Here is a 17,967-nt window from a genome sequence, read left to right as displayed (position 1 = left end):
GTGCCGCGGCTCGCGATCGGCCCCGAGTTCCCCAGGGAGCTCAGCGCACTGGCCCAGCCGGTGCGCAGGGACGCCGTGGTCGCGCTGCGCCGGTTCCTGCTGAACGTGTCCGGCGCCCCGCACCCCGAGCGGGTCAGGGGCGCCAGGGACCCGCGGGTCGCGACCCTGCGCCTGGCGGACGGGCACCGCGGGGTGGTGGTGCGGCAGCGGGACGTGTACTGGTTGCGCACGGTGCTGCCGGACGCCGAGGCCTGGTCGTACGCCCGCCGCCACCGGTACGCCGTCAACCCCGCGATCGGCGTCGTCGAGGAGTGGGACGCCGCCGCCCTGGAGCGGGTGGAGCCCGCATTACGCAGGTCGGTGCGGCCCTCGCGGCTGTTCGACCCGATCTGCGACGGCGACCTGCTCGGGCTGGGCCTCGACGGGCACGCGCTGCCGCTGTTCCGGCTGATCACGACCGAGGCCGACGTCGCCGCGCTCGAACCGCTGCTCCCGCCGACCCAGTACGTCCCCCTGGCCGTGCTGGCCCGCGGCGGCACGCTGGCGGAGGCGTGGCGGGAGCTGGACGCCTGGCGCGCGTCCGACGAGGAGACCGGCCCGATCGACCCCGAGGACCTGTACGCGGCGCTGCGGCGCAGCCCGGACCGCGCGGTGTTCGTCCCCGACAAGGTGGCGCTCGACCGGGTGCTGCGGTCGCCGGACTGGTGCACGTTCCTGCACCCGCCGCAGCACCGGCTGGCCAGGGCCGCCAGGTACGAGCAGCCGGTCCTGGTCGTGGGCGGCGCGGGCACCGGCAAGACCGTCGTCGCCCTGCACCGGGCCGCCCACCTGGCCGCGCGCGGCGCCGGGCCCGTGCTGCTGGTGACGTTCTCGCAGAGCCTGGCCGAGGAGCTGTCGGCGAAGCTGGACCTGCTGATCGAGGACGAGGTCGTACGCAAGCGGGTCGAGGTGGACAACGCCGAACGCCTGGCCCTGCGGATCGTGGCCGACTCCGAGGGCCGCCGCCCGGTGCTGGTCGGCCCGGGGGCCCGCTCGCTGGCCCAGCTGACGGACGACGCCCTCCGGTTGTTGTCGATCTCGACGGGTGACCTGCTCGACGATGTGGATCCGGGGCTCAAGCCGTACCGTCACGTGGTCGTGGACGAGGCGCAGGACATCAGCCCGGCGCAGTGGCGGCTGCTGCGCGCGGCGGTGCCGCGAGCGCGCGACGACCTGTTCGTCGTCGGCGACCCGCACCAGCGCGTCACCGACACCCGGGTGGCGCTCGGCGCGGTCGGCATCCCCGCCGATCAGCACACGCTCGGGCTCTCCTACCGCCTGCCCCAGGAGCTGCTGTCCTTCGTCGTCCGCCTGCGCGGCGGCGGCCCTTCGACCGGCCTGGTCAGGGGCGCCACCGACATGTACGGCTTCAGCGCGACGCACAACGGCGAGCGGCCGGTCGTCAGGGCGTACGACACCGCGGAGGCGGAGCTGGCCGGGCTGCGCGCCACCGTCGACGCCTGGCTGGCCGACGGCGTGGCCCCCGGCGAGATGGCGGTCGGGGCCCGCAACCAGCGGCTGGTCCGCGACGCCAAGCGGGTGCTCGACGGGCTGGACGTGCGGGTGTCGACCTTCCAGCAGCTGAAGGGACTCGAGTTCGAGCGGGTGGCGCTCATCGGCGTGGCGGAGGGCGTGGTGCCCGAGCCGCCGCCGGAGGAACCGTACGCCCGGGCTCGTGCCCTGCAGCGTGAACGGAGCATACTGTTCGTCGCCTGCACCCGGGCCCGCTCGATGCTCTATATCTCCCATTCCGGAAGAGGCAGCCCGTTTCTACCCCTCTGATCACATAGTCTGAACTGCGGATATCTTCCCTTTGCCGGTTGGACCTCAATGAACCTCAGCCTGAGCGACCTCGCGCCACCCCTGCGCTGGACCCCCCCTGGTCAGATCGCGCCGATCGTGGAGGAGCCCCAGCTGCCCGAGGCCTGGTGGCAGGCGATCCCTCTCGACCGCGCGTGTGCCATCGTCGGGACGCAGACCGTGGCAGGCCGTCTGGCCGAACTGGCCGTGGCCTGCTGGGGACATCTGATGCTCGGCGACATCCTGCCGCTGCTGCGTTTCTCCGACCCCGCCGAGTCCGAGCGGACGCCGGAGAGCCTGGGCAAGGACGTGGTGCAGAAGCTGTTCAGCGGCGTGTTCGAACGGCTGCTCGAGCCCGTGCCCGAGTCCGTCCCCGCGCCGTCCCGGCCGGACCGGCCGCTGCCCGAGCTGATCGACGAGCTGTTCGGGGCATTGGACGACCGGCAGCGGGCCATCGCCCGCGACCGGCTGTACGCGACGCAGCGGGCCACGCTGGACGAGCTGGCCCAGCGGTTCTCGGTGACGCGGGAGCGGATCAGGCAGATCGAGCGCGACCTGCGCGACCACGTGGAGGCCTGGCTCGGCAAGCCCGAGGCGGCCGGCCTGGTGGCCCATGTGACGTGGCTACGCGGGCGGCTGGGCTCGGCGGTGCCGGCCGACGACCTGCAGGCCGCCGTGCCGTGGCACCGCGGCGAGCTGCGCACGCTGGGGATCCCGGCGTGGCGGTTCGTGCGTACGCTGCTGACCGGTTACGACCAGGCCGACGGGTGGCTCGTGGCGGGCGGGGCCGACGAGCTGAGGGAGAAGACCCGCCAGCTCTTCTCCGACGGGCCGCGCCCGCTCGGCGAGGCGGTGGCCATGGTGGCCCAGCTCGGCGTGCGCGAGGACGTGGCCGAGCGGTGGATCCTGGCCGTGCCGCAGCTGCGCGTGCTGGGCCAGCACGTGGTGCCGTGGCCGCGCAGCATCAACGAGAAGGCCGAGGCGGTGCTGGCGGTGGCGGGCACGCCGCTGTCGCCCGAGGAGATCCAGGAGCGCATCGGCGAGGACTACAGCCTGGTCGGCATCCGCAACCAGCTGACCGCCGACGAGCGCTTCCGCCGGGTCGACCGCAACAAGTACGGCCTGACCAGGTGGGGCGGCGACGAGTACCTGGGGATCAGGGAGATGATCGCCAGGGAGATCGAGCGGGCCGGCGGCGAGGCGTCGGTGAGCACGATCGTGACGAACCTGACCTCCCGCTACGACGTGAGCGAGAGCTCGGTCCGGGCCTACTCCGGCGGGCCCGGGTTCGAGCGCACGCAGCGGGGCTGGATCCGGGTGGCGGGCACGTCGCCGAGCGGTGAGGTGGAGCCGTACCAGCCGCGCAAGGACGTCTCGGAGACCCGGCGCAGCTTCCGCTCCCGCGACGGCCGCTGGTGGCACCGGGTGGACGTGAACGCCGAGCACCTGCGCGGCTCCGGGTCGCCGCTGCCGACGGGGTTCGCGGCGTACCTGGGGATGGCGCCCGGCGGGCAGCTCACGGCCTCCGCGCCCTCCGGCGACGTGGTGATCAGCTGGCACAACCAGCCCACCATGGGGTCGATCCGCAACGTGCTGGCGGACTACAAGGCGAACGAGGGCGACCACGTCTTCCTGACCGTGTCGGACGGCGGCGAGCTGCTGACCCGCTACCTGCCGGCCGCGCCCGTCGGGATGCCACCCATCAACCGGGCGCTCTACCTGTTCGGCTACACCGCGCCCGTCAGCTCGGAGATCGAGGGGCTGCGGCTGATCGGCGCCAGGATCGGGCTGCCCGACACGGCCACCCGCGAGGAGATCCTCGGCAGGCTGCGCGAGCGCGGTGACCGGGACATACTCGGTTTCCTGGGCGGATGACGCCGGGCTAAGCTCGGGAGATGTTGCGGATCTACGACACGCGTGCCCGGCAGGTCGAGGAGATCGCCGCCGGGCGGGCGCTGCGGATGTACACGTGCGGGCCGACGGTCTATCGCCGCGCCCACGTGGGCAACCTGCGCACCTACCTGCTGTCCGACCTGATCAGACGGGTCCTGGAGCGACGGCGGGTGCGGGTCCTGGCCTGCCGGAACATCACCGACGTCGGCCATCTCGTCGACGACTCCTCCGACGACGAGGGCGAGGACAAGGTCCTTGCGCAGGCCAGGGCCGAGGGGCGCTCGCCGCTGGAGCTGGCGCGCTTCTACGAGGACGCCTTCACGAGCGACGCCGCCACGCTCAACCTGCGGCCGCCCGAGCACACGCCGCGGGCCAGCGAGACCGTCGACCTGATGATCGAACTGATCGCCAAGCTGATCGAGCGGGGGCACGCGTACACGGTGCCGGACGGGTCGGTGTTCTTCGACGTACGCACGTTCCCGACGTACGGCGAGATCTCCGGGAACCGCCTCGAGGCGCTCAAGCCCGCCCACCGCATCGAGGCCGTCGACCCGCGCAAGCGCTTCCACGCCGACTGGGCCCTGTGGAAGCCCGGCGAGGGCGAGCTGACCTGGGAGACGCCGTGGGGGCGGGGGTTCCCCGGGTGGCACGTGGAGTGCTCGGCCATGTCGCTGCGCTTCCTCGGCCCGCGCTTCGACATCCACACCGGCGGGATCGACCTGCGCTTCCCGCACCACGAGGACGAGCGGGCCCAGTCCGACTCGGCGGCCGGGCACGAGGTGGTGCGGCACTGGGTGCACGGGGAGCACCTGCTGTTCGACGGGCGCAAGATGGCCAAGTCCACGGGGAACGTGGTGCTGCTGTCCGACGTGGCCGACGCCGGGCTCGACCCGCTGGCCGTGCGGATGGCGTTCCTGGAGCACCGCTACCGCCAGCAGCTGAACCTGACGTGGGACACGCTGCGCGCCGCCGACCGCACGGTGCGCAGGTGGCGGGCGCGGGTGGCCGAATGGTCGGAGTCGGTCAGCGCGCCCATGTCCCAGGCCCACGCCGAGCGGGTGGAGGCGGCCTTCGACGACGACCTGGACACCCCGGCGGCGCTGCGGATCCTGCGGGAGCTGGAGCGGGACGAGTCGGTGGCGCCCGGGGCCAAGTTCGAGACGTTCCTGCACCTCGACCAGGTGCTCGGGCTCGACCTGTCCACGGAGATCGGGAAGACGCCGGTGCTGCCGGCCGGGGCCGGGGAGCTGCTGGAGGCGCGGGCCCGGGCGCGGGAGGCGCACGACTGGGCGGCGGCGGACCGGCTGCGGGACGAGCTGGCCGAGCTGGGGGTGCGGGTGTCGGACACGCCGGAGGGTCAGACCTGGGTCTGAGCGGGACCGAGCAGTGATCGCGAACTGCCAGACTTGATGCCAGTTCGGCACAAGGAGGTGGCGGTGAGGCCCTATGCGTGGATGCCGTGGCCGTTGCGGTGGTTCGCTCGGGTGTTGACCGTCTTGGTCGCGCTGGCTCTCGTGCTGGCCGGGGTTCTCGTGTACACGGTGCGGAAGTCGTTCCCTCAGATGGACGGGTCGCTGCGGTTACCCGGGCTGACGGGGAGCGTGGAGATTTATCGTGATAAATCAGGAATTCCGCACATCTACGCCGACAGCTCGGCGGACCTGTTCATGGCGCAGGGGTTCGTCCACGCCCAGGACCGCTTCTACGAGATGGACTTCCGCCGCCACACGACCGCCGGACGCCTCTCCGAGCTGTTCGGCAAGGCCACGCTGGACAACGACAAGGCCCTGCGGACCATGGGCTGGCGCAGGGTGGCCGAGCAGGAGCTGCCCGAGCTGGCCAAGCAGACCCAGGACTACCTGAACGCGTACGCCAAGGGTGTGAACGCCTGGCTCAGCGCCAACCCGAACGCCTCCGACCGCAGCCTCGAATACTCGGTGCTGAAGCTCCAGGGCGGCGGCGGCACGCCGGAGAAGTGGACCGCGGTCGACTCCCTGGCGTGGCTGAAGGCCATGGCATGGGACCTGCGCTCCAACGTGGAGGACGAGATCGACCGCGCCCTCGCGCTGACCAAGCTGCCCAGGGAGCGGGTCGAGCAGCTCTACCCCGGCTACCCCTTCGACCGCCACCTCCCGATCGTCAACGAGGGCACTCTCGACCAGGGCCGCTTCAACCAGCGGGCCGAGCCCCGGCTTCCCGCGAACCAGGTACTCGCCCAGGCCGCCAAGACGCTGGCGGCCGTGCCGAGCACGATGAGCACCGCCGACCGCGACGGCGTCGGGTCGAACTCGTGGGTGATCTCCGGCGAGTACACCGCGGGCGGCAAGCCGCTCCTGGCCAACGACCCGCACCTGTCGGCGCAGATGCCGTCCGTCTGGTACCAGGCGGGGCTGCACTGCCGGAAGGTCACGGAGGAGTGCCCGTACGACGTGACCGGGTTCACCTTCTCCGGGGTGCCCGGGGTGATCATCGGGCACACGGACAAGATCGCGTGGGGGTTCACGAACCTGGGGCCCGACGTGGCCGACCTCTTCCTGGAGCAGGTGGAGGGGGACACGTACCTGTACAGGGGCGAGCGGATCCCGCTGGAGACCCGGCAGGAGCAGATCAAGGTGGCGGGCGGCGCCCCGGTCACGATCACGGTCAAGAGCACGCGGCACGGGCCGCTGGTCAACGAGGTGATCGGCAGCGTACGACCCAGCGGCGAGGCCAACGCGGTGGCGCTGCAGTGGACGGCGCTGACGCCCGGCCGGACGGCCGACGCCATCTTCGCGCTGAACCGGGCGGGCGACTGGGGGGAGTTCAAGGCCGCCGCGGCGCTGTTCGAGGTCCCCTCGCAGAACCTCATCTACGCGGACACAAGCGGCAAGATCGGCTACCAGGCTCCCGGGCGCATCCCCGTACGGGTGAACGGCGACGGTACCTTCCCGGTCCCCGGCTGGACGGGCGAGTACGACTGGCGGACCGCGCCCATCCCGTACGACCAGCTCCCCTCCGTCGAGGATCCGGCCGACGGCTTCATCGTCACGGCGAACAACGCCGTCATCGACCCGAACCGCTACCGGCCCCTGCTGACCAAGGACTGGTCGTACGGCTACCGCTCCGAGCGCATCCGCACCCTCGTCAAGGAAGCCATCAAGAAGGGCCCGATCGACGCGGCCGCGATGTCGCGGATCCAGCAGGACACCTACAACGGGTTCGCGGAGACGCTGGTCCCGGCCCTGATGCGGGTCGACCTGGCGGGCCCCGCCGGGCAGGCCAGGCAGCTGCTGAAGACGTGGGACCGGCGGCAGGACCTGGGCTCGGCCGCGGCGGCGTACTTCAACGCCGTCTGGCGCCAGGTGCTCGTGCTGACGTTCAACGACGACCTGCCGGAGTCGGCCCGGCCCACGGGCGGGGACCGCTGGTACGAGGTCGTCAGGCGGCTGCTGGAGGCCCCGGAGGACCCGTTCTGGGACGACGTCACCACCGCGAACCTCAAGGAGACCCGCGACGACATCCTGCGCCAGGCGATGGCCTCGGCGCACCAGGAGGTCGCCGACCTGCTGGGCGAGGACGTCAAGGCGTGGCGCTGGGGTGACCTGCACCGGTTGGAGCTGGTCAACGGCTCGCTCGGGACCTCGGGCATCGAGCCGGTCGAGGCGCTGTTCAACCGGGGGCCGCTCTCGGTGCCCGGTGGCAAGGACGCCGTGAACGCCACGGGTTGGAACGTTCAGACCGGCTACGAGATCACCGCCGTGCCGTCGATGCGCATGATCGTCGATCTCGGGGACCTGGACAAGTCGCGGTGGATCAACCTGACGGGCGCCTCTGGGCATGCCTTCCACGCCAACTACTGGGACCAGGCGGAGGTCTGGGCCAGGGGCGAGCTGCTGCCCATGTACTCGAAGGAGGAGTCGGTCAAGAAGGCGGCGGTGCACACGCTCAGGCTGGCCCCCTGACCGTACGACCGGCGTCACCGCCCGCCCTCAGGCCGGCACCCTGACCGTACGACCGGCGTCACCGCCCGCCCTCAGGCCGGCACCCTGACCGTACGACCGGGGTCACCGCCCGCCTTCAGGCTGTCTGCCTGCGGGTACGACCCGGGGTCGGCGCTCGGGCTCAGGCCGGTGCTCCTCAACCTACGACCAGAGTTGTAGCCGCGATCCAGACCCTCGTCCGACGCGCCCGCCGCGGCCCGGCTGCCAGCATGGCGCCATGAATCGCCTCTGGTATGCCGTCGGAGTCCTGCTGGTGCTCGCGGGCCTCGTTCACCTGGGCGTGTTCGTCGTGGACGGCGGGCCGTGGGAGGGCGCGGTGTCGTGGCGCAAGCCGTTCACGTTCGGCGTCTCGTTCGGGCTGAGCGTGCTGACGCTGACCTGGGTCGCCGGCTTCGTCCGGGTGCGCGCCCGCGCGTGGCTGGTGGGCGCGTTCGCGGTGGCCTCGACGGTGGAGGTGGCGCTGATCTCCCTCCAGGCGTGGCGGGGCGTGCCATCACACTTCAACATGGAGACCGCCTTCGACACGACCGTCGCGAGGAGCCTGGCGGCGGGCGGCGGCGTCCTCATCGCCATCGCCGTCACCATGACCATCGCCGCCTTCCGCCCCAACCCCACCGCCAACCCCACCGCCAACCCCGACGTCCGCCCCAACCCCGGCCGCTGGTCCGACAGTCGACTCGACGCCCGGTCCGAGCCCGGCCTGGGCCTCGTGCCGAGCATGCGATCGGCCGTGCGGGCGGGTTTCGCCACCCTCCTCGTCGCCGTGACCTTCGGGGGCATCATGATCGCGCGGGGAGTGGTGGAGGTCATGACAGGCCACCGGCGGCTCGCGTACACGGTGGCCGTGGCGCTGAAGCCCGCGCACGCGGTCTTCATGCACGGCGTCCTGCTCCTACCCGCCCTGGCCTGGCTCCTGGCCCACACGTCGCTCTCAGAGCCCCAGCGGCTGCGGATGGTGCGGCTGGCGACGTGGACCTACGTGACCTCAGCCACGGCCGTCTCGGCCCTCGCCGTGGCCGGCCTCACCCCCGTGTCCGCGTCCACCGCCTCGGTCCTCTGCGCCGGCGCCATTTCGGGCCTGGCCATCGCCACCCTCGTCCTGGGCCGGATCCAGCCCGCTGGTCAGCGATCGCTCCTCGGCCGCCGCCACCACACCGGCTGCCGGGGATAGCCGCCGTCATCCAGACCCGCGAGTCGCTCGAAGACGTTGTACGAAGCCTGATGGCCACAGACGATCACCGAGGCGAGCATGGCCGCCAGATAGAGCGGCAACATGGGCAGCCCGACGCACCACGCCCACTGCGTGGCGTGTCGCCCCTCATGGCGGATGAGCTGCTCGTCCAGCGAGTCTCTCCTGGTCAGGACGACGTTCCCGACCGTGAACGCCCCCGCGACGGGGAAGCGGTAGCGGTAGCCGAAGGCCAGGACGAGCCCGTTCGGACCGGGCTGCCTGGTCGCGCCACCGACGATCGCGATCAGCAAACCGAGCGGCGTCGAAAGATTGATGTAGTTCGCCGCACGCCGGAACCAGAAGCGCCTGTCCATGCGTCTCAGTCTTGACCAATCTTGACAAGTCGGAATAATGATCCCCGTCCTGAAATCTCCCACAAGAGCAGGATTATGAGATTCTCCATCCTGGGCGCGCTGCTCGGCACCGTTGCACTGGCAGGAGCCGGCGGAGTCGCGATCACCCAGACGTCAGCGACCGATCCCCTACGATTCACTGACACTCCTCTCAACGCGCGAGTGGCGTTAGCCGGCGACCCGACCACGTCGCCGCCCCCCACGACGTCGCCGTCCCCGACCGAGACCCCCACGCCGACGGCGAGCCCCACGAACGGGGAGTACACCGCCGAGACGCGGGTGGTCAAGAGAAGAGGCGTTTCCTATCTGAACGTCTCCGTCACCTACGAGGGAGCGGCCCTCTTCAACGTCAAGCAGAGGGTGTGCAAGAAGAGATCGTGCAAGACCGCGAGCGTGGAGCTCACGGTGCTCGGTGGCGAAGGAAGCACGACGGCCCGGCTGGGCTGGGGCACGTACAAGAAGAGAGGGCAGGCCGCCGCCGCCATGGCGCCCCTGCCGACCGTCACCGTACGAGAGACGGTCACGGTGACCGAACCAGGTCCCACGGTCACCGTCACTGAGCCCGGCCCGACGGTCACGGAGACGTTCACCTGTCAGCCCTTCGTGGAGCCGACGGACACCCTCCCGCCGTCCGAAGAACCCACCGGCACCGTGTCGCCGACCGAAACCGTTTCCCCGACTGTCTCCCCGACCGAGAGCGTGACACCCACCGTCACGGAGACCCCGACGCCCACGCCGACGGGCACCGTGACCGACACCCCGACGGAAACCCCGACCGACACCCCCACCGACCCTCCGACGGACACCGTGTCGCCCACGGTGACCCCCACGGAGATCCCCACCTGTCCGCCACCGTCCGAGGAGCCTCCCACGGAACTTCCCACGGAGACCCCGACGCCGACGGACACGAGCGTGCCGACCGAGACCCCGACGACCACACCGTCGGAAACGGTCACCCCTCCCGCGCAGTAAGCCCGGGACACGGCAGCTGATCGGGCCAGGCCAGGCGCCTGGCCCGATCCACGCCTGCCGCACAGCCTCGAACGGCCCTCCGACGGCCCTCCAGCGGCCCTACCGAGCCAGAGGGTCCGGCATGCGGCCGGCGGACCCGGCGCGACCAAGAGGGTCCTGCCGCAGTGGCCCGGCGCGGGTCAGAGGGACTTGTAGCGGCCCTCGTGATAGAGCAGCGGCGCCCCGTCCGCCGGAATGTCCAGCGCGGTCACCTCGCCCACCACGATCGAGTGGTCACCACCGTCGTGCACCGCCGACGTCGCGGCCTCCACGGTGGCGATCGCCCCGTCGAACAGCGCCACCCCCGACTCACCCCGATGGTGCGCCCACGTGGCGAGTTGCCCGTTCAGGGGGCGCCCCCGATGGGCGAAGAACCGCGAGGCGTCCTCCATCGAGGCGGGCAGCACCGACACCCCCCACACCCCGGCCTCCAGCACCGCGTCGTGGAACCGGGCCAGCTTCTCCGCGCAGAACAGCACGAGCAGCGGTTCGAGGGAGACGGAGGTGAAGGAGTTGACCGTCATCGCGTGGTCGACGTCGCCCAGCCTGGTCGTCACGATCGCGACTCCGGTGGCGAAGCGGCCGACGACCTTGCGGTATGTTCCCGGGTCCACGTGCCGCTCGATGGAATGCACCTAGCTACTTTATGCCGCTACGTCGGATTCTTCGGAGGGTACCCGTGCAGGAGCCATGATCCACCTCTTGACGAGGGCGAAAGCAGATAGGCCACGACGAGGCCCACCAACCCTCCGTACAGGTAGACATAACCGGCGGCGCCGTGGGCGATCACCAGGTCCCCCGCCTGGAGCTCCAGCGTGAACGGCATCGTCACCAGCAGCCACCCGAGCGCCGCCGCCATGGCCCCGAGCCGGGCGCGCATCAGCTTGCCCGCCCCCAGGCACACGCCGAACAGCACCAGCACCCAGACGACCGCCGAGCCCGGGATCGGCCCGGGCTGCCACACGGGATGCGTGAACCCGCCCACGATCCCCATGACGACGCCCAGGACGAACAGCATGCCGTACGCCGCCCCGGCCAGCGCCGACTCGGCCTGGCTGCGATGTTCCATGTCGTACGAGATTAGTGGATGCCCGCGAAGAGATCGTTCTCGCGGTTGTGCGGCTCACCGAGCCCCCCGGCCTCGACGGGCGGTCCGGGCACCGGCGGGCCGGGCACGCCGATGGCCAGCGTGTAGTGCTCGACGGCCAGCACCTCCTGGCCGATGTTGTTGGACAGCGCGAACCACGGCGCCTCCACGCTGATCTGGGTGGCGTGCGCGCGCATGGCCTCCAGCTTGTTCCCGATCCAGGGGCGGGCGTCGATCTCGGTGGTGATGTCCTCGTCCTCGCTGCCGAACTGCACGTCGTCGACGTTCTCGGTGATGAAGTCGACGTCGGCCTCCAGCAGCGCCTCCGCCGCGCGCCGCATGACGGACCTGGCGACCGCCGTGTGGTAGAACTTCGCGATCTGCCAGGGCTCGCCCTCGCCGAAGTCCGGTTTCGCGGCCAGCTCGAACGCTCTGCGCGAAACGCGGTGCGCCTGGATGTGGTCGGGGTGGCCGTAGAAGCCGTTGTCGTCGTACGTGACGAGGACCTGCGGGCGTACCTCGCGGATGACCTTGACCAGCTCGCCCGCCGCCTCGTCGAGGTCGGCGCGCCAGAACGCCTTCGGGTGCTCGTTGGTGGCCACCCCCATCATGCCGGAGTCCCGCCAGCGGCCGGGGCCGCCCAGGAAGCGGTGGTCCTCGACGCCGAGGGCCTGGCAGGCGGCGGCGAGCTCGCCGATCCGGTAGGGGCCCAGGGCGTCGTCCTGGTCGGCGGCCAGGTGCGCGAGGTCGCCGGGGATGATCTCCCCCTCCTCGCCCAGCGTGCAGGTCACGAGCGTGACGTGGGCGCCCTCCGCCACGTATTTCGCCATGGTCGCGCCGGTGCCGATCGACTCGTCGTCCGGGTGGGCGTGCACGAGCAGCAGCCGTCGATCAGTCATGCCCACGAGCGTAGCAATGGCAGGATTGAGGCCATGAGCGAGAGCTTCCCACGACTGTCTGCCAGGACCCGCCGGTTCACGCTGGGAGTGCCCAGAGGCTTCACGATCTCCCCGGACGGCGGCCGGGTGGTGTTCCTGCGGACGAAGTCGGGCACCGACCCGGTGACCTGCCTGTGGGAGCTCGACACGGAGACGCATGTCGAGCGCCTGGTCGTCGACCCGCGCACGCTGCACGCCTCCGAGGAGGACCTGCCGCCGGAGGAGCGGGCCAGGCGCGAGCGCAGCCGCGAGGCGGCCGGCGGCGTGGTCGCCTTCGCCGCCGACTCCGATCTGACCAGGGTCTGTTTCGCCCTGTCCGGCGGGCTCTACGTGATCGACCTGGCGGGCGGGGAAGCGCGCAGGCTCGACACGCCGGGTGCGGTCATCGATCCCCGGTTGTCCCCCGACGGGCGGCATGTCGCCTACGTCACGGGTGGCGCCCTGCGCGTCCAGGACCTGGGCTCGGGCGTGGATCGTGCGCTGGCCGAGCCGGAGTCGGAGACGGTGACGTACGGGCTGGCCGAGTTCATCGCCGCCGAGGAGATGGACCGGATGCGCGGCTACTGGTGGGCGCCGGAGAGCGACGCGCTCCTGGCCGAGCGCGCCGACGACGCCCCCGTGCACGTGTGGCACATCGCCGACCCGGCCAACCCCGACCGTCCGCCCGTGGCCCAGCGCTATCCGGCCGCCGGGACTCCCAACGCGGCCACCGAGCTGTTCGTGCTGGGGCTCGACGGGTCGCGGGTGGCGGTGCCGTACTCCGAGGAATACCTCGCCACGGCGGCCTGGGACTCCCACGCGCTGTCGATCGTGACGCTGACCCGCGACCAGCGGACGATGCGGCTGTTCACGGTCGATCCGGCGACGGGCGCGTCCACGCTGGTGCGCGAGGACACCGACCCCGCCTGGGTCGACATCACCGGCGGCGTGCCCGCGCACCTCGACGACGGTTCGCTGGTGTGGGTGGCCAACTCCGAGGGCGGTCACCGGCTGTTCGTGGGCGACCGCGCGGTCACGCCCCCGACGCTGCAGGTGCGGGCCGTGCTCGACGTCGACCACGACAGCGTGCTGTTCAGCGCGAGCGGCGACCCGACCGAGATCCACCTGTGGACCTGGGACGGGCATTCACTGCTGCCTGTCTCGACCCGTTCCGGGGTGTTCTCGGGGCGGATGTCGGGCGGGGTGGGCGTGCTCACCGAGCAGAGCCTCGACGCCGAGGGCGTCTCGACCACGGTCGTACGACGTGACGGCATGGCGGTGCCGATCCCGTCGTTCGCCGAGCGTCCCGGCCTCGACCTGCGGGTCTCGATCGGCCGTTCCGGCCGCCGCGAGCTGGCCACCGCCGTGGTGCTGCCTTCCTGGTACGAACAGGGGTCGGGCCGGCTGCCGGTGCTGATGGACCCGTACGGCGGGCCGCACGCGCAGCGGGTGCTCAACCGGCGCGGCGCGTTCCTGGAGAGCCAGTGGTTCGCCGAGCAGGGCTTCGCCGTCATCGTCGCCGACGGCCGCGGCACCCCCGGCCGGGGCACCGACTTCGAGCGCGCCGTGCTCAACGACCTCGCGACCCCCGCGCTCGACGACCAGATCGACGCCCTGCAAGGGGTGGCCGAGCAATATCCCGACGACCTCGACCTGACGCGGGTGGCCATCCGCGGCTGGTCGTTCGGCGGTTTCCTGGCCGCCCTCGCGGTGCTGCGCCGTCCCGACGTGTTCCACGCGGCGGTGGCGGGCGCGCCGGTGACGGACTGGCGCCTGTACGACACCTGCTACACGGAGCGCTACCTCGGCCACCCCGACCAGCAGCCGGAGGTCTATGAGAAGTCCTCGCTGTTCGCGGACGCGGCCAAGCTCGAACGCCCGTTGCTGCTGATCCACGGCCTGGCGGACGACAACGTCGTGGCCGCCCACACGCTCCGCCTGTCCTCGGCCCTCCTCGCGGCCGGGCGCGCGCACAGCGTGCTGCCGCTGTCGGGCGTAACCCACATGACGCCGCAGGAGGTCGTGGCGGAGAACCTGCTCCTGCTCCAGGTGGACTTCCTCAAGCGATCCCTGGGCTGAGCCCGCGGCCGTCAGAGGGCGGCGGGGCTTGCCGGAGACATCCACCGGCACCCCCGCCTTCCCCGCACCGCCCCGTCCACCCCGCACCGACGCCTGGGTCCCACTGCCGCGCCCGCAGGGACGGACATCCCATGGCGTTGGCCAAGCACCCGGGCACCACCGAACACCCGCGACCATCAAGCCACGGTCTGTCAACCCCTGGTCCGACCCGCCACCCCCGAAAACCAAACCCAGGTCCGACGCGATCCCACCACCAGCTCCGGCATCGTGAACGCCATGCCGAAGCCCCTCACCATCACCAAGCCCCTCACCATCGTCTTGGTCCTGCTCAGCGCAGCAGCCCTGAACCCCGCGCCGGCCGTAGCCGCAACCACAGGCCCTGCAACGCTCTCGCCATCCACCCTGAAATGGGAACCATGCCCCAACGACAAGATCGGCATGGACTGCGCCGACCTCCAGGTCCCCGTGGACTGGCAGAAACCCACCGGCCGCAAGATCACCCTTAAGGTGGGCCGTCTGAAGGCGACCACCGGTACCTCAACAGGCTCGGTCCTGGTGGCCTATGGCGGCCCCGGCGGCCCGGGCATCTCCCTGACCCAATCCCTCTCCGCCTGGTGGGCCGATCTGCGCCGAAAGCAGATGGACCTCATCACGTGGGACACCCGCGGCTACGGCAGCGAGCAGTTCCAAGGTCTCAGCACGGGCCTGCCGTGCACCTGGACCCGCATCCCCATCGCCGACTTCCCGAGGGACGACGCCGACTTCGGCCGCCTGTCCGACGCCAACCGAGGCTACGCCGAAGCCTGCCGCCTCAAGGACCCCGAGCTGTTCGCCAACATGAGCTCGGCCGACCAGGCCAGGGACATGGAGGCGATCAGGAAGGCCCTCGGCGAGGACAAGCTCAACTACTACGGCGCCTCCTACGCCGGCTTCTACGGCCAGGCCTACGCCCGCCTCTTCCCTGACCGGGTCCGCACGATGGTGCTCGACGGCACCTGGAACCACAGCGCCACCGACTGGCGACGCGAGCTGGAGGAGACGGCCAAGATCAACGACCAGATGATGCGGCGCTTCTTCACCTGGTGCGCCTCCAACGCCTGCGCGGACGTGCCCGTACTCTGGCGTGCGCTCGTCGCCCGGGCCGACCGCACCCCGATTCCCACCACAACAGCAAACGTCGCCTACAAGGCCCGCGACCTCCAGTCCTTCGCCCTGGCCCTCGCCCGCCAGGGCGCCCCGGCCTGGCCCAAGTTGGCCGGCGCGATCCGCAAGGCAAGCAAGGGCGACGCCTCCGACTTCGTCCCTGCTCGTGGCGGCCGCTACCCCGACCAGGCCACCGGCGTCACGGAATGCACTGACTGGCCCCGCTTCGCCAACCGCAAGGAAATGACCGCGTTGATCAGCCGCCTACGCAAGATCGCCCCCATCACGGGCACCGCCAACACCATCGCCGTAGGGACCCTCAACTGCATCGGCTGGCCGGTTCCGGTAACCAACCCACCCGCCGCCCTCCCCAAAAACCTGCCTTCGTTGCTCGGAGTAGGCGCGTGGGGCGAGTCGGATGCGGTGGCCCGCGTGCTGTCCCAGGTGCCGGGCAGCGTCACCATCCACCACGACGGCCCCGGACACACCCTCTACGGAGTCAACACCTGCGCCCGCGACCACATCAACCGCTACTTCACCGACCGCACCCTGCCAGAACCAAAAACCCCGTGCTGACCCCCCGCAGACTCACCCACTGACCCCAAGACCCACACCACCAGTCCCGGAACCGACCCACCAACACCCACACCACCAGTCCCGGAACGGCCAGCTCCGCCCCGGCACCATCCTGAGCTCGGAGATCGCCCACCAACACCCACACCCCTAGTGCAGGGACCACCGAACCTCCACCATCACCAAACCTGCACTGACAGAGGACGTGCCGGTATTAGGACCGGCGGACCGTGCCGATACTAGGACTGACTGACCTTGGACCAGCGGCGGGCCACAGCACCTCAATGCAATGCGCGCTGGAGCAACTCTTGCAGAGTGGTCTGCTCCTGCGGGGTGAGCCCGGCCATCGGCGAGCCCTCCGTGAGCTTCTCGATCAACCGCTCGCGGAGCGCGACACCCTGGGGAGTCAGGACGAGTTGCTTGGCCCGGCGGTCGGTCGGGTGCGGCCGGCGTTCGACGATGCCCTGCTCCTCCAGCCGGTCAACCACGAACGTGGCGTTGGACGGCTCGCATCCCATCCGATCGGCCAGGTCGCGCATGGTCAACGGCCCGGTGAGCTCGCGCAGCGCGGTCGCCTGGGGTGCGGTCAGGTCCAGTGCCGCCGCCCGTTCCCGGACGTGTCCCTCGATCTGTCTGGACAACGCGCTGACCAGCCCACACAGGTTCCGCTCGGCGATGGCCTGGGCCTCCGCTTCGGCAAGAGAACCCTCGAACGACGACGTCATACGGTCAGATTACCTCAAGTCATCATATTTGCAGCTTGAATAGTTCTAGTTGTAAGTTCCTCGCATGAGCACCTACGAAGAGCGCCTCAACCGCCCGTCCCCCATCCGGTCGCTCCAGCTGGGAGACCTCAAGCTCAGCTACGTGCCCGATGGGGTGGTGAAGCTGAAGCCGTACGGGTGGCTGCCCGCCGCGACCGAGCGGGACTGGGAGGACAACGCCGCCTTCCTCGACGACGGAGGAAACCTGGTGGCCACGATCGGGGGGCTGCTCGTCGAGCACGGCGAGAGAGCCCTGATGATCGACGTCGGTGTGGGCCCCGTGTCGCTGCCCGACGATCCAGGCAATCCGCTGATCGGCGCCCTGCGCGGGGGCGACCTGCTGGACAACCTCGCCAAGCTTGGCCGCCGCCCGGAGGACATCGAAGCAGTGGCCTTCACCCACCTGCACATCGACCACCTGGGCTGGGCCTACCACCCCGCACCGGACAGCGACCGGCCCGCCTTCACCGGGGCCGACTACCTGTTCTCCGAGCCCGAATGGTCACAACGTCATTTGAGCACCGCACACGGCACGACTGAGGAGATGCTCGCCACGCTGGCGACCCGGGCGCGCACGGTCACGAACGGCGAGGAGATCTTCCCGGGGGTGCGCCTGCTGCTCACCCCGGGCCACACGGTCGGTCACGCGAGCTACACGATCGAGTCCGGCGGCCGGCGCCTGATCGCGTTCGGCGACGCCCTCCACTCCGCCGTCCAGATCCGCCACCCGGAGTGGTCGGCAGGCTCAGACCTGGACTCCGCCGAATCAGCCGTGCACCGGCGCCGGCTGGTCCAGGAACTGCAGGAACCGAACACGCTCGGCTTCGGCGTGCACTTCGCCGACGTGGCGTTCGGCCGCGTGGACACTACCGCCGACGGCCCAACGTGGCACCCCGTCGCCTGACCGCCCCCACCCCACTCCGTGGCCTGACCGCTCCGCCCCAATGGGCTGCCTCCCCACCCGTCGCCTGACCGCCCCCACCCCACTCCGTGGCCTGACCGCTCCGCCCCAATGGGCTGCCTCCCCACCCGTGGCCCGAGCGCCCCCGATCCCACCCCGTGGCCTGACCACTCCAACCCCCACCCCGTGGCCTGAC

General features: G+C 70.9%; 14 protein-coding genes. 9 read left to right on the top strand and 5 right to left on the bottom strand.

All coding sequences use genetic code 11. The features are described from left to right. From ACBJ59_RS29200 to ACBJ59_RS29180, 5 genes are all read left to right on the top strand, one after another. Nucleotides 1-1,821: a UvrD-helicase domain-containing protein gene (locus tag ACBJ59_RS29200; RefSeq protein ID WP_375113414.1), complete on the top strand. Its 1,821-nt coding sequence runs from the start codon at nucleotides 1-3 to the stop codon at nucleotides 1,819-1,821. A gap of 48 nt (nucleotides 1,822-1,869) precedes the next feature. Then, on the top strand, nucleotides 1,870-3,714 hold the full coding sequence (locus ACBJ59_RS29195) for a sigma factor-like helix-turn-helix DNA-binding protein (RefSeq protein WP_375113413.1): 1,845 nt from the start codon (nucleotides 1,870-1,872) through the stop codon (nucleotides 3,712-3,714). A gap of 20 nt (nucleotides 3,715-3,734) precedes the next feature. Further along, the gene (gene cysS, locus ACBJ59_RS29190) at nucleotides 3,735-5,105 is read left to right on the top strand and encodes a cysteine--tRNA ligase (RefSeq protein WP_375113412.1); all 1,371 of its coding nucleotides are present in this window, start codon (nucleotides 3,735-3,737) and stop codon (nucleotides 5,103-5,105) included. An 81-nt stretch (nucleotides 5,106-5,186) separates the two neighbouring features. Then, on the top strand, nucleotides 5,187-7,673 hold the full coding sequence (locus ACBJ59_RS29185; protein WP_375113509.1) for a penicillin acylase family protein: 2,487 nt from the start codon (nucleotides 5,187-5,189) through the stop codon (nucleotides 7,671-7,673). 256 nt (nucleotides 7,674-7,929) lie between these two features. Next, nucleotides 7,930-8,883, top strand: coding sequence for a hypothetical protein (locus tag ACBJ59_RS29180; RefSeq protein ID WP_375113411.1), 954 nt, complete (start codon nucleotides 7,930-7,932; stop codon nucleotides 8,881-8,883). Here the strand turns inward: ACBJ59_RS29180 and ACBJ59_RS29175 are convergent. Further along, nucleotides 8,835-9,257, bottom strand: coding sequence for a hypothetical protein (locus ACBJ59_RS29175; protein ID WP_375113410.1), 423 nt, complete (start codon nucleotides 9,255-9,257; stop codon nucleotides 8,835-8,837). The two genes, ACBJ59_RS29180 and ACBJ59_RS29175, sit on opposite strands and share 49 nt — an antisense overlap. 75 nt (nucleotides 9,258-9,332) lie before the next feature. Between ACBJ59_RS29175 and ACBJ59_RS29170 the strand changes: the two genes are divergently transcribed. After that, the gene (locus tag ACBJ59_RS29170; protein ID WP_375113409.1) at nucleotides 9,333-10,268 is read left to right on the top strand and encodes a hypothetical protein; all 936 of its coding nucleotides are present in this window, start codon (nucleotides 9,333-9,335) and stop codon (nucleotides 10,266-10,268) included. Between the two features lie 179 nt (nucleotides 10,269-10,447). Here ACBJ59_RS29170 and ACBJ59_RS29165 read toward each other — a convergent pair whose 3' ends face one another. The 3 genes from ACBJ59_RS29165 to mshB are packed head-to-tail and all read right to left on the bottom strand — an operon-like array spanning nucleotide 10,448 to nucleotide 12,293. Continuing rightward, complete coding sequence (locus ACBJ59_RS29165) at nucleotides 10,448-10,942, bottom strand: flavin reductase family protein (RefSeq protein ID WP_375113408.1); 495 nt, start codon at nucleotides 10,940-10,942, stop codon at nucleotides 10,448-10,450. Nucleotides 10,943-10,959: 17 nt separating this feature from the next. Further along, nucleotides 10,960-11,376, bottom strand: coding sequence for a DUF6113 family protein (locus ACBJ59_RS29160; protein ID WP_375113407.1), 417 nt, complete (start codon nucleotides 11,374-11,376; stop codon nucleotides 10,960-10,962). An 11-nt stretch (nucleotides 11,377-11,387) separates the two neighbouring features. Continuing rightward, nucleotides 11,388-12,293 carry an N-acetyl-1-D-myo-inositol-2-amino-2-deoxy-alpha-D-glucopyranoside deacetylase gene (gene mshB / locus ACBJ59_RS29155; protein ID WP_375113406.1) on the bottom strand — a complete coding sequence of 302 codons (906 nt, stop codon included), beginning with the start codon at nucleotides 12,291-12,293 and terminating at the stop codon, nucleotides 11,388-11,390. Between the two features lie 33 nt (nucleotides 12,294-12,326). Here mshB and ACBJ59_RS29150 point away from each other — a divergent pair, with 33 nt between their 5' ends. Next, a complete protein-coding gene (locus ACBJ59_RS29150) occupies nucleotides 12,327-14,390 on the top strand; it encodes a prolyl oligopeptidase family serine peptidase (protein ID WP_375113405.1) in 2,064 nt (687 codons plus the stop codon). A gap of 438 nt (nucleotides 14,391-14,828) precedes the next feature. Next, complete coding sequence (locus ACBJ59_RS29145) at nucleotides 14,829-16,109, top strand: alpha/beta fold hydrolase (RefSeq protein ID WP_375113404.1); 1,281 nt, start codon at nucleotides 14,829-14,831, stop codon at nucleotides 16,107-16,109. Nucleotides 16,110-16,387: 278 nt separating this feature from the next. On the opposite strand, the gene ACBJ59_RS29140 is transcribed toward ACBJ59_RS29145, so the two are convergent. Beyond that, nucleotides 16,388-16,831 carry a MarR family winged helix-turn-helix transcriptional regulator gene (locus ACBJ59_RS29140; protein ID WP_375113403.1) on the bottom strand — a complete coding sequence of 148 codons (444 nt, stop codon included), beginning with the start codon at nucleotides 16,829-16,831 and terminating at the stop codon, nucleotides 16,388-16,390. Nucleotides 16,832-16,895: 64 nt separating this feature from the next. Between ACBJ59_RS29140 and ACBJ59_RS29135 the strand changes: the two genes are divergently transcribed. After that, nucleotides 16,896-17,774 (top strand): MBL fold metallo-hydrolase, encoded by an 879-nt coding sequence (locus ACBJ59_RS29135; RefSeq protein WP_375113402.1) that lies wholly within the window; start codon nucleotides 16,896-16,898, stop codon nucleotides 17,772-17,774. Nucleotides 17,775-17,967 lie beyond the last annotated feature (193 nt).

Origin of the sequence: Nonomuraea sp. MTCD27, from assembly GCF_041950495.1 — a bacterium.
Classification (GTDB): Bacteria; Actinomycetota; Actinomycetes; order Streptosporangiales; family Streptosporangiaceae; genus Nonomuraea.
The sequence above is the reverse complement of the archived record's forward strand: the minus strand, read 5'-3'. Positions and strand labels throughout refer to the sequence as shown.

What these genes read in the sequence shown, in the direction of transcription:
- ACBJ59_RS29195 (WP_375113413.1), top strand. Translation starts at nt 1,870, where the DNA reads ATGAACCTCAGCCTGAGCGACCTCGCGCCACCCCTGCGCTGGACCCCC.
- cysS (WP_375113412.1), top strand. Translation starts at nt 3,735, where the DNA reads ATGTTGCGGATCTACGACACGCGTGCCCGGCAGGTCGAGGAGATCGCC.
- ACBJ59_RS29185 (WP_375113509.1), top strand. Translation starts at nt 5,187, where the DNA reads ATGCCGTGGCCGTTGCGGTGGTTCGCTCGGGTGTTGACCGTCTTGGTC.
- ACBJ59_RS29180 (WP_375113411.1), top strand. Translation starts at nt 7,930, where the DNA reads ATGAATCGCCTCTGGTATGCCGTCGGAGTCCTGCTGGTGCTCGCGGGC.
- ACBJ59_RS29175 (WP_375113410.1), bottom strand. Translation starts at nt 9,257, where the DNA reads ATGGACAGGCGCTTCTGGTTCCGGCGTGCGGCGAACTACATCAATCTT.
- ACBJ59_RS29170 (WP_375113409.1), top strand. Translation starts at nt 9,333, where the DNA reads ATGAGATTCTCCATCCTGGGCGCGCTGCTCGGCACCGTTGCACTGGCA.
- ACBJ59_RS29160 (WP_375113407.1), bottom strand. Translation starts at nt 11,376, where the DNA reads ATGGAACATCGCAGCCAGGCCGAGTCGGCGCTGGCCGGGGCGGCGTAC.
- mshB (WP_375113406.1), bottom strand. Translation starts at nt 12,293, where the DNA reads ATGACTGATCGACGGCTGCTGCTCGTGCACGCCCACCCGGACGACGAG.
- ACBJ59_RS29150 (WP_375113405.1), top strand. Translation starts at nt 12,327, where the DNA reads ATGAGCGAGAGCTTCCCACGACTGTCTGCCAGGACCCGCCGGTTCACG.
- ACBJ59_RS29145 (WP_375113404.1), top strand. Translation starts at nt 14,829, where the DNA reads ATGGACTGCGCCGACCTCCAGGTCCCCGTGGACTGGCAGAAACCCACC.
- ACBJ59_RS29140 (WP_375113403.1), bottom strand. Translation starts at nt 16,831, where the DNA reads ATGACGTCGTCGTTCGAGGGTTCTCTTGCCGAAGCGGAGGCCCAGGCC.
- ACBJ59_RS29135 (WP_375113402.1), top strand. Translation starts at nt 16,896, where the DNA reads ATGAGCACCTACGAAGAGCGCCTCAACCGCCCGTCCCCCATCCGGTCG.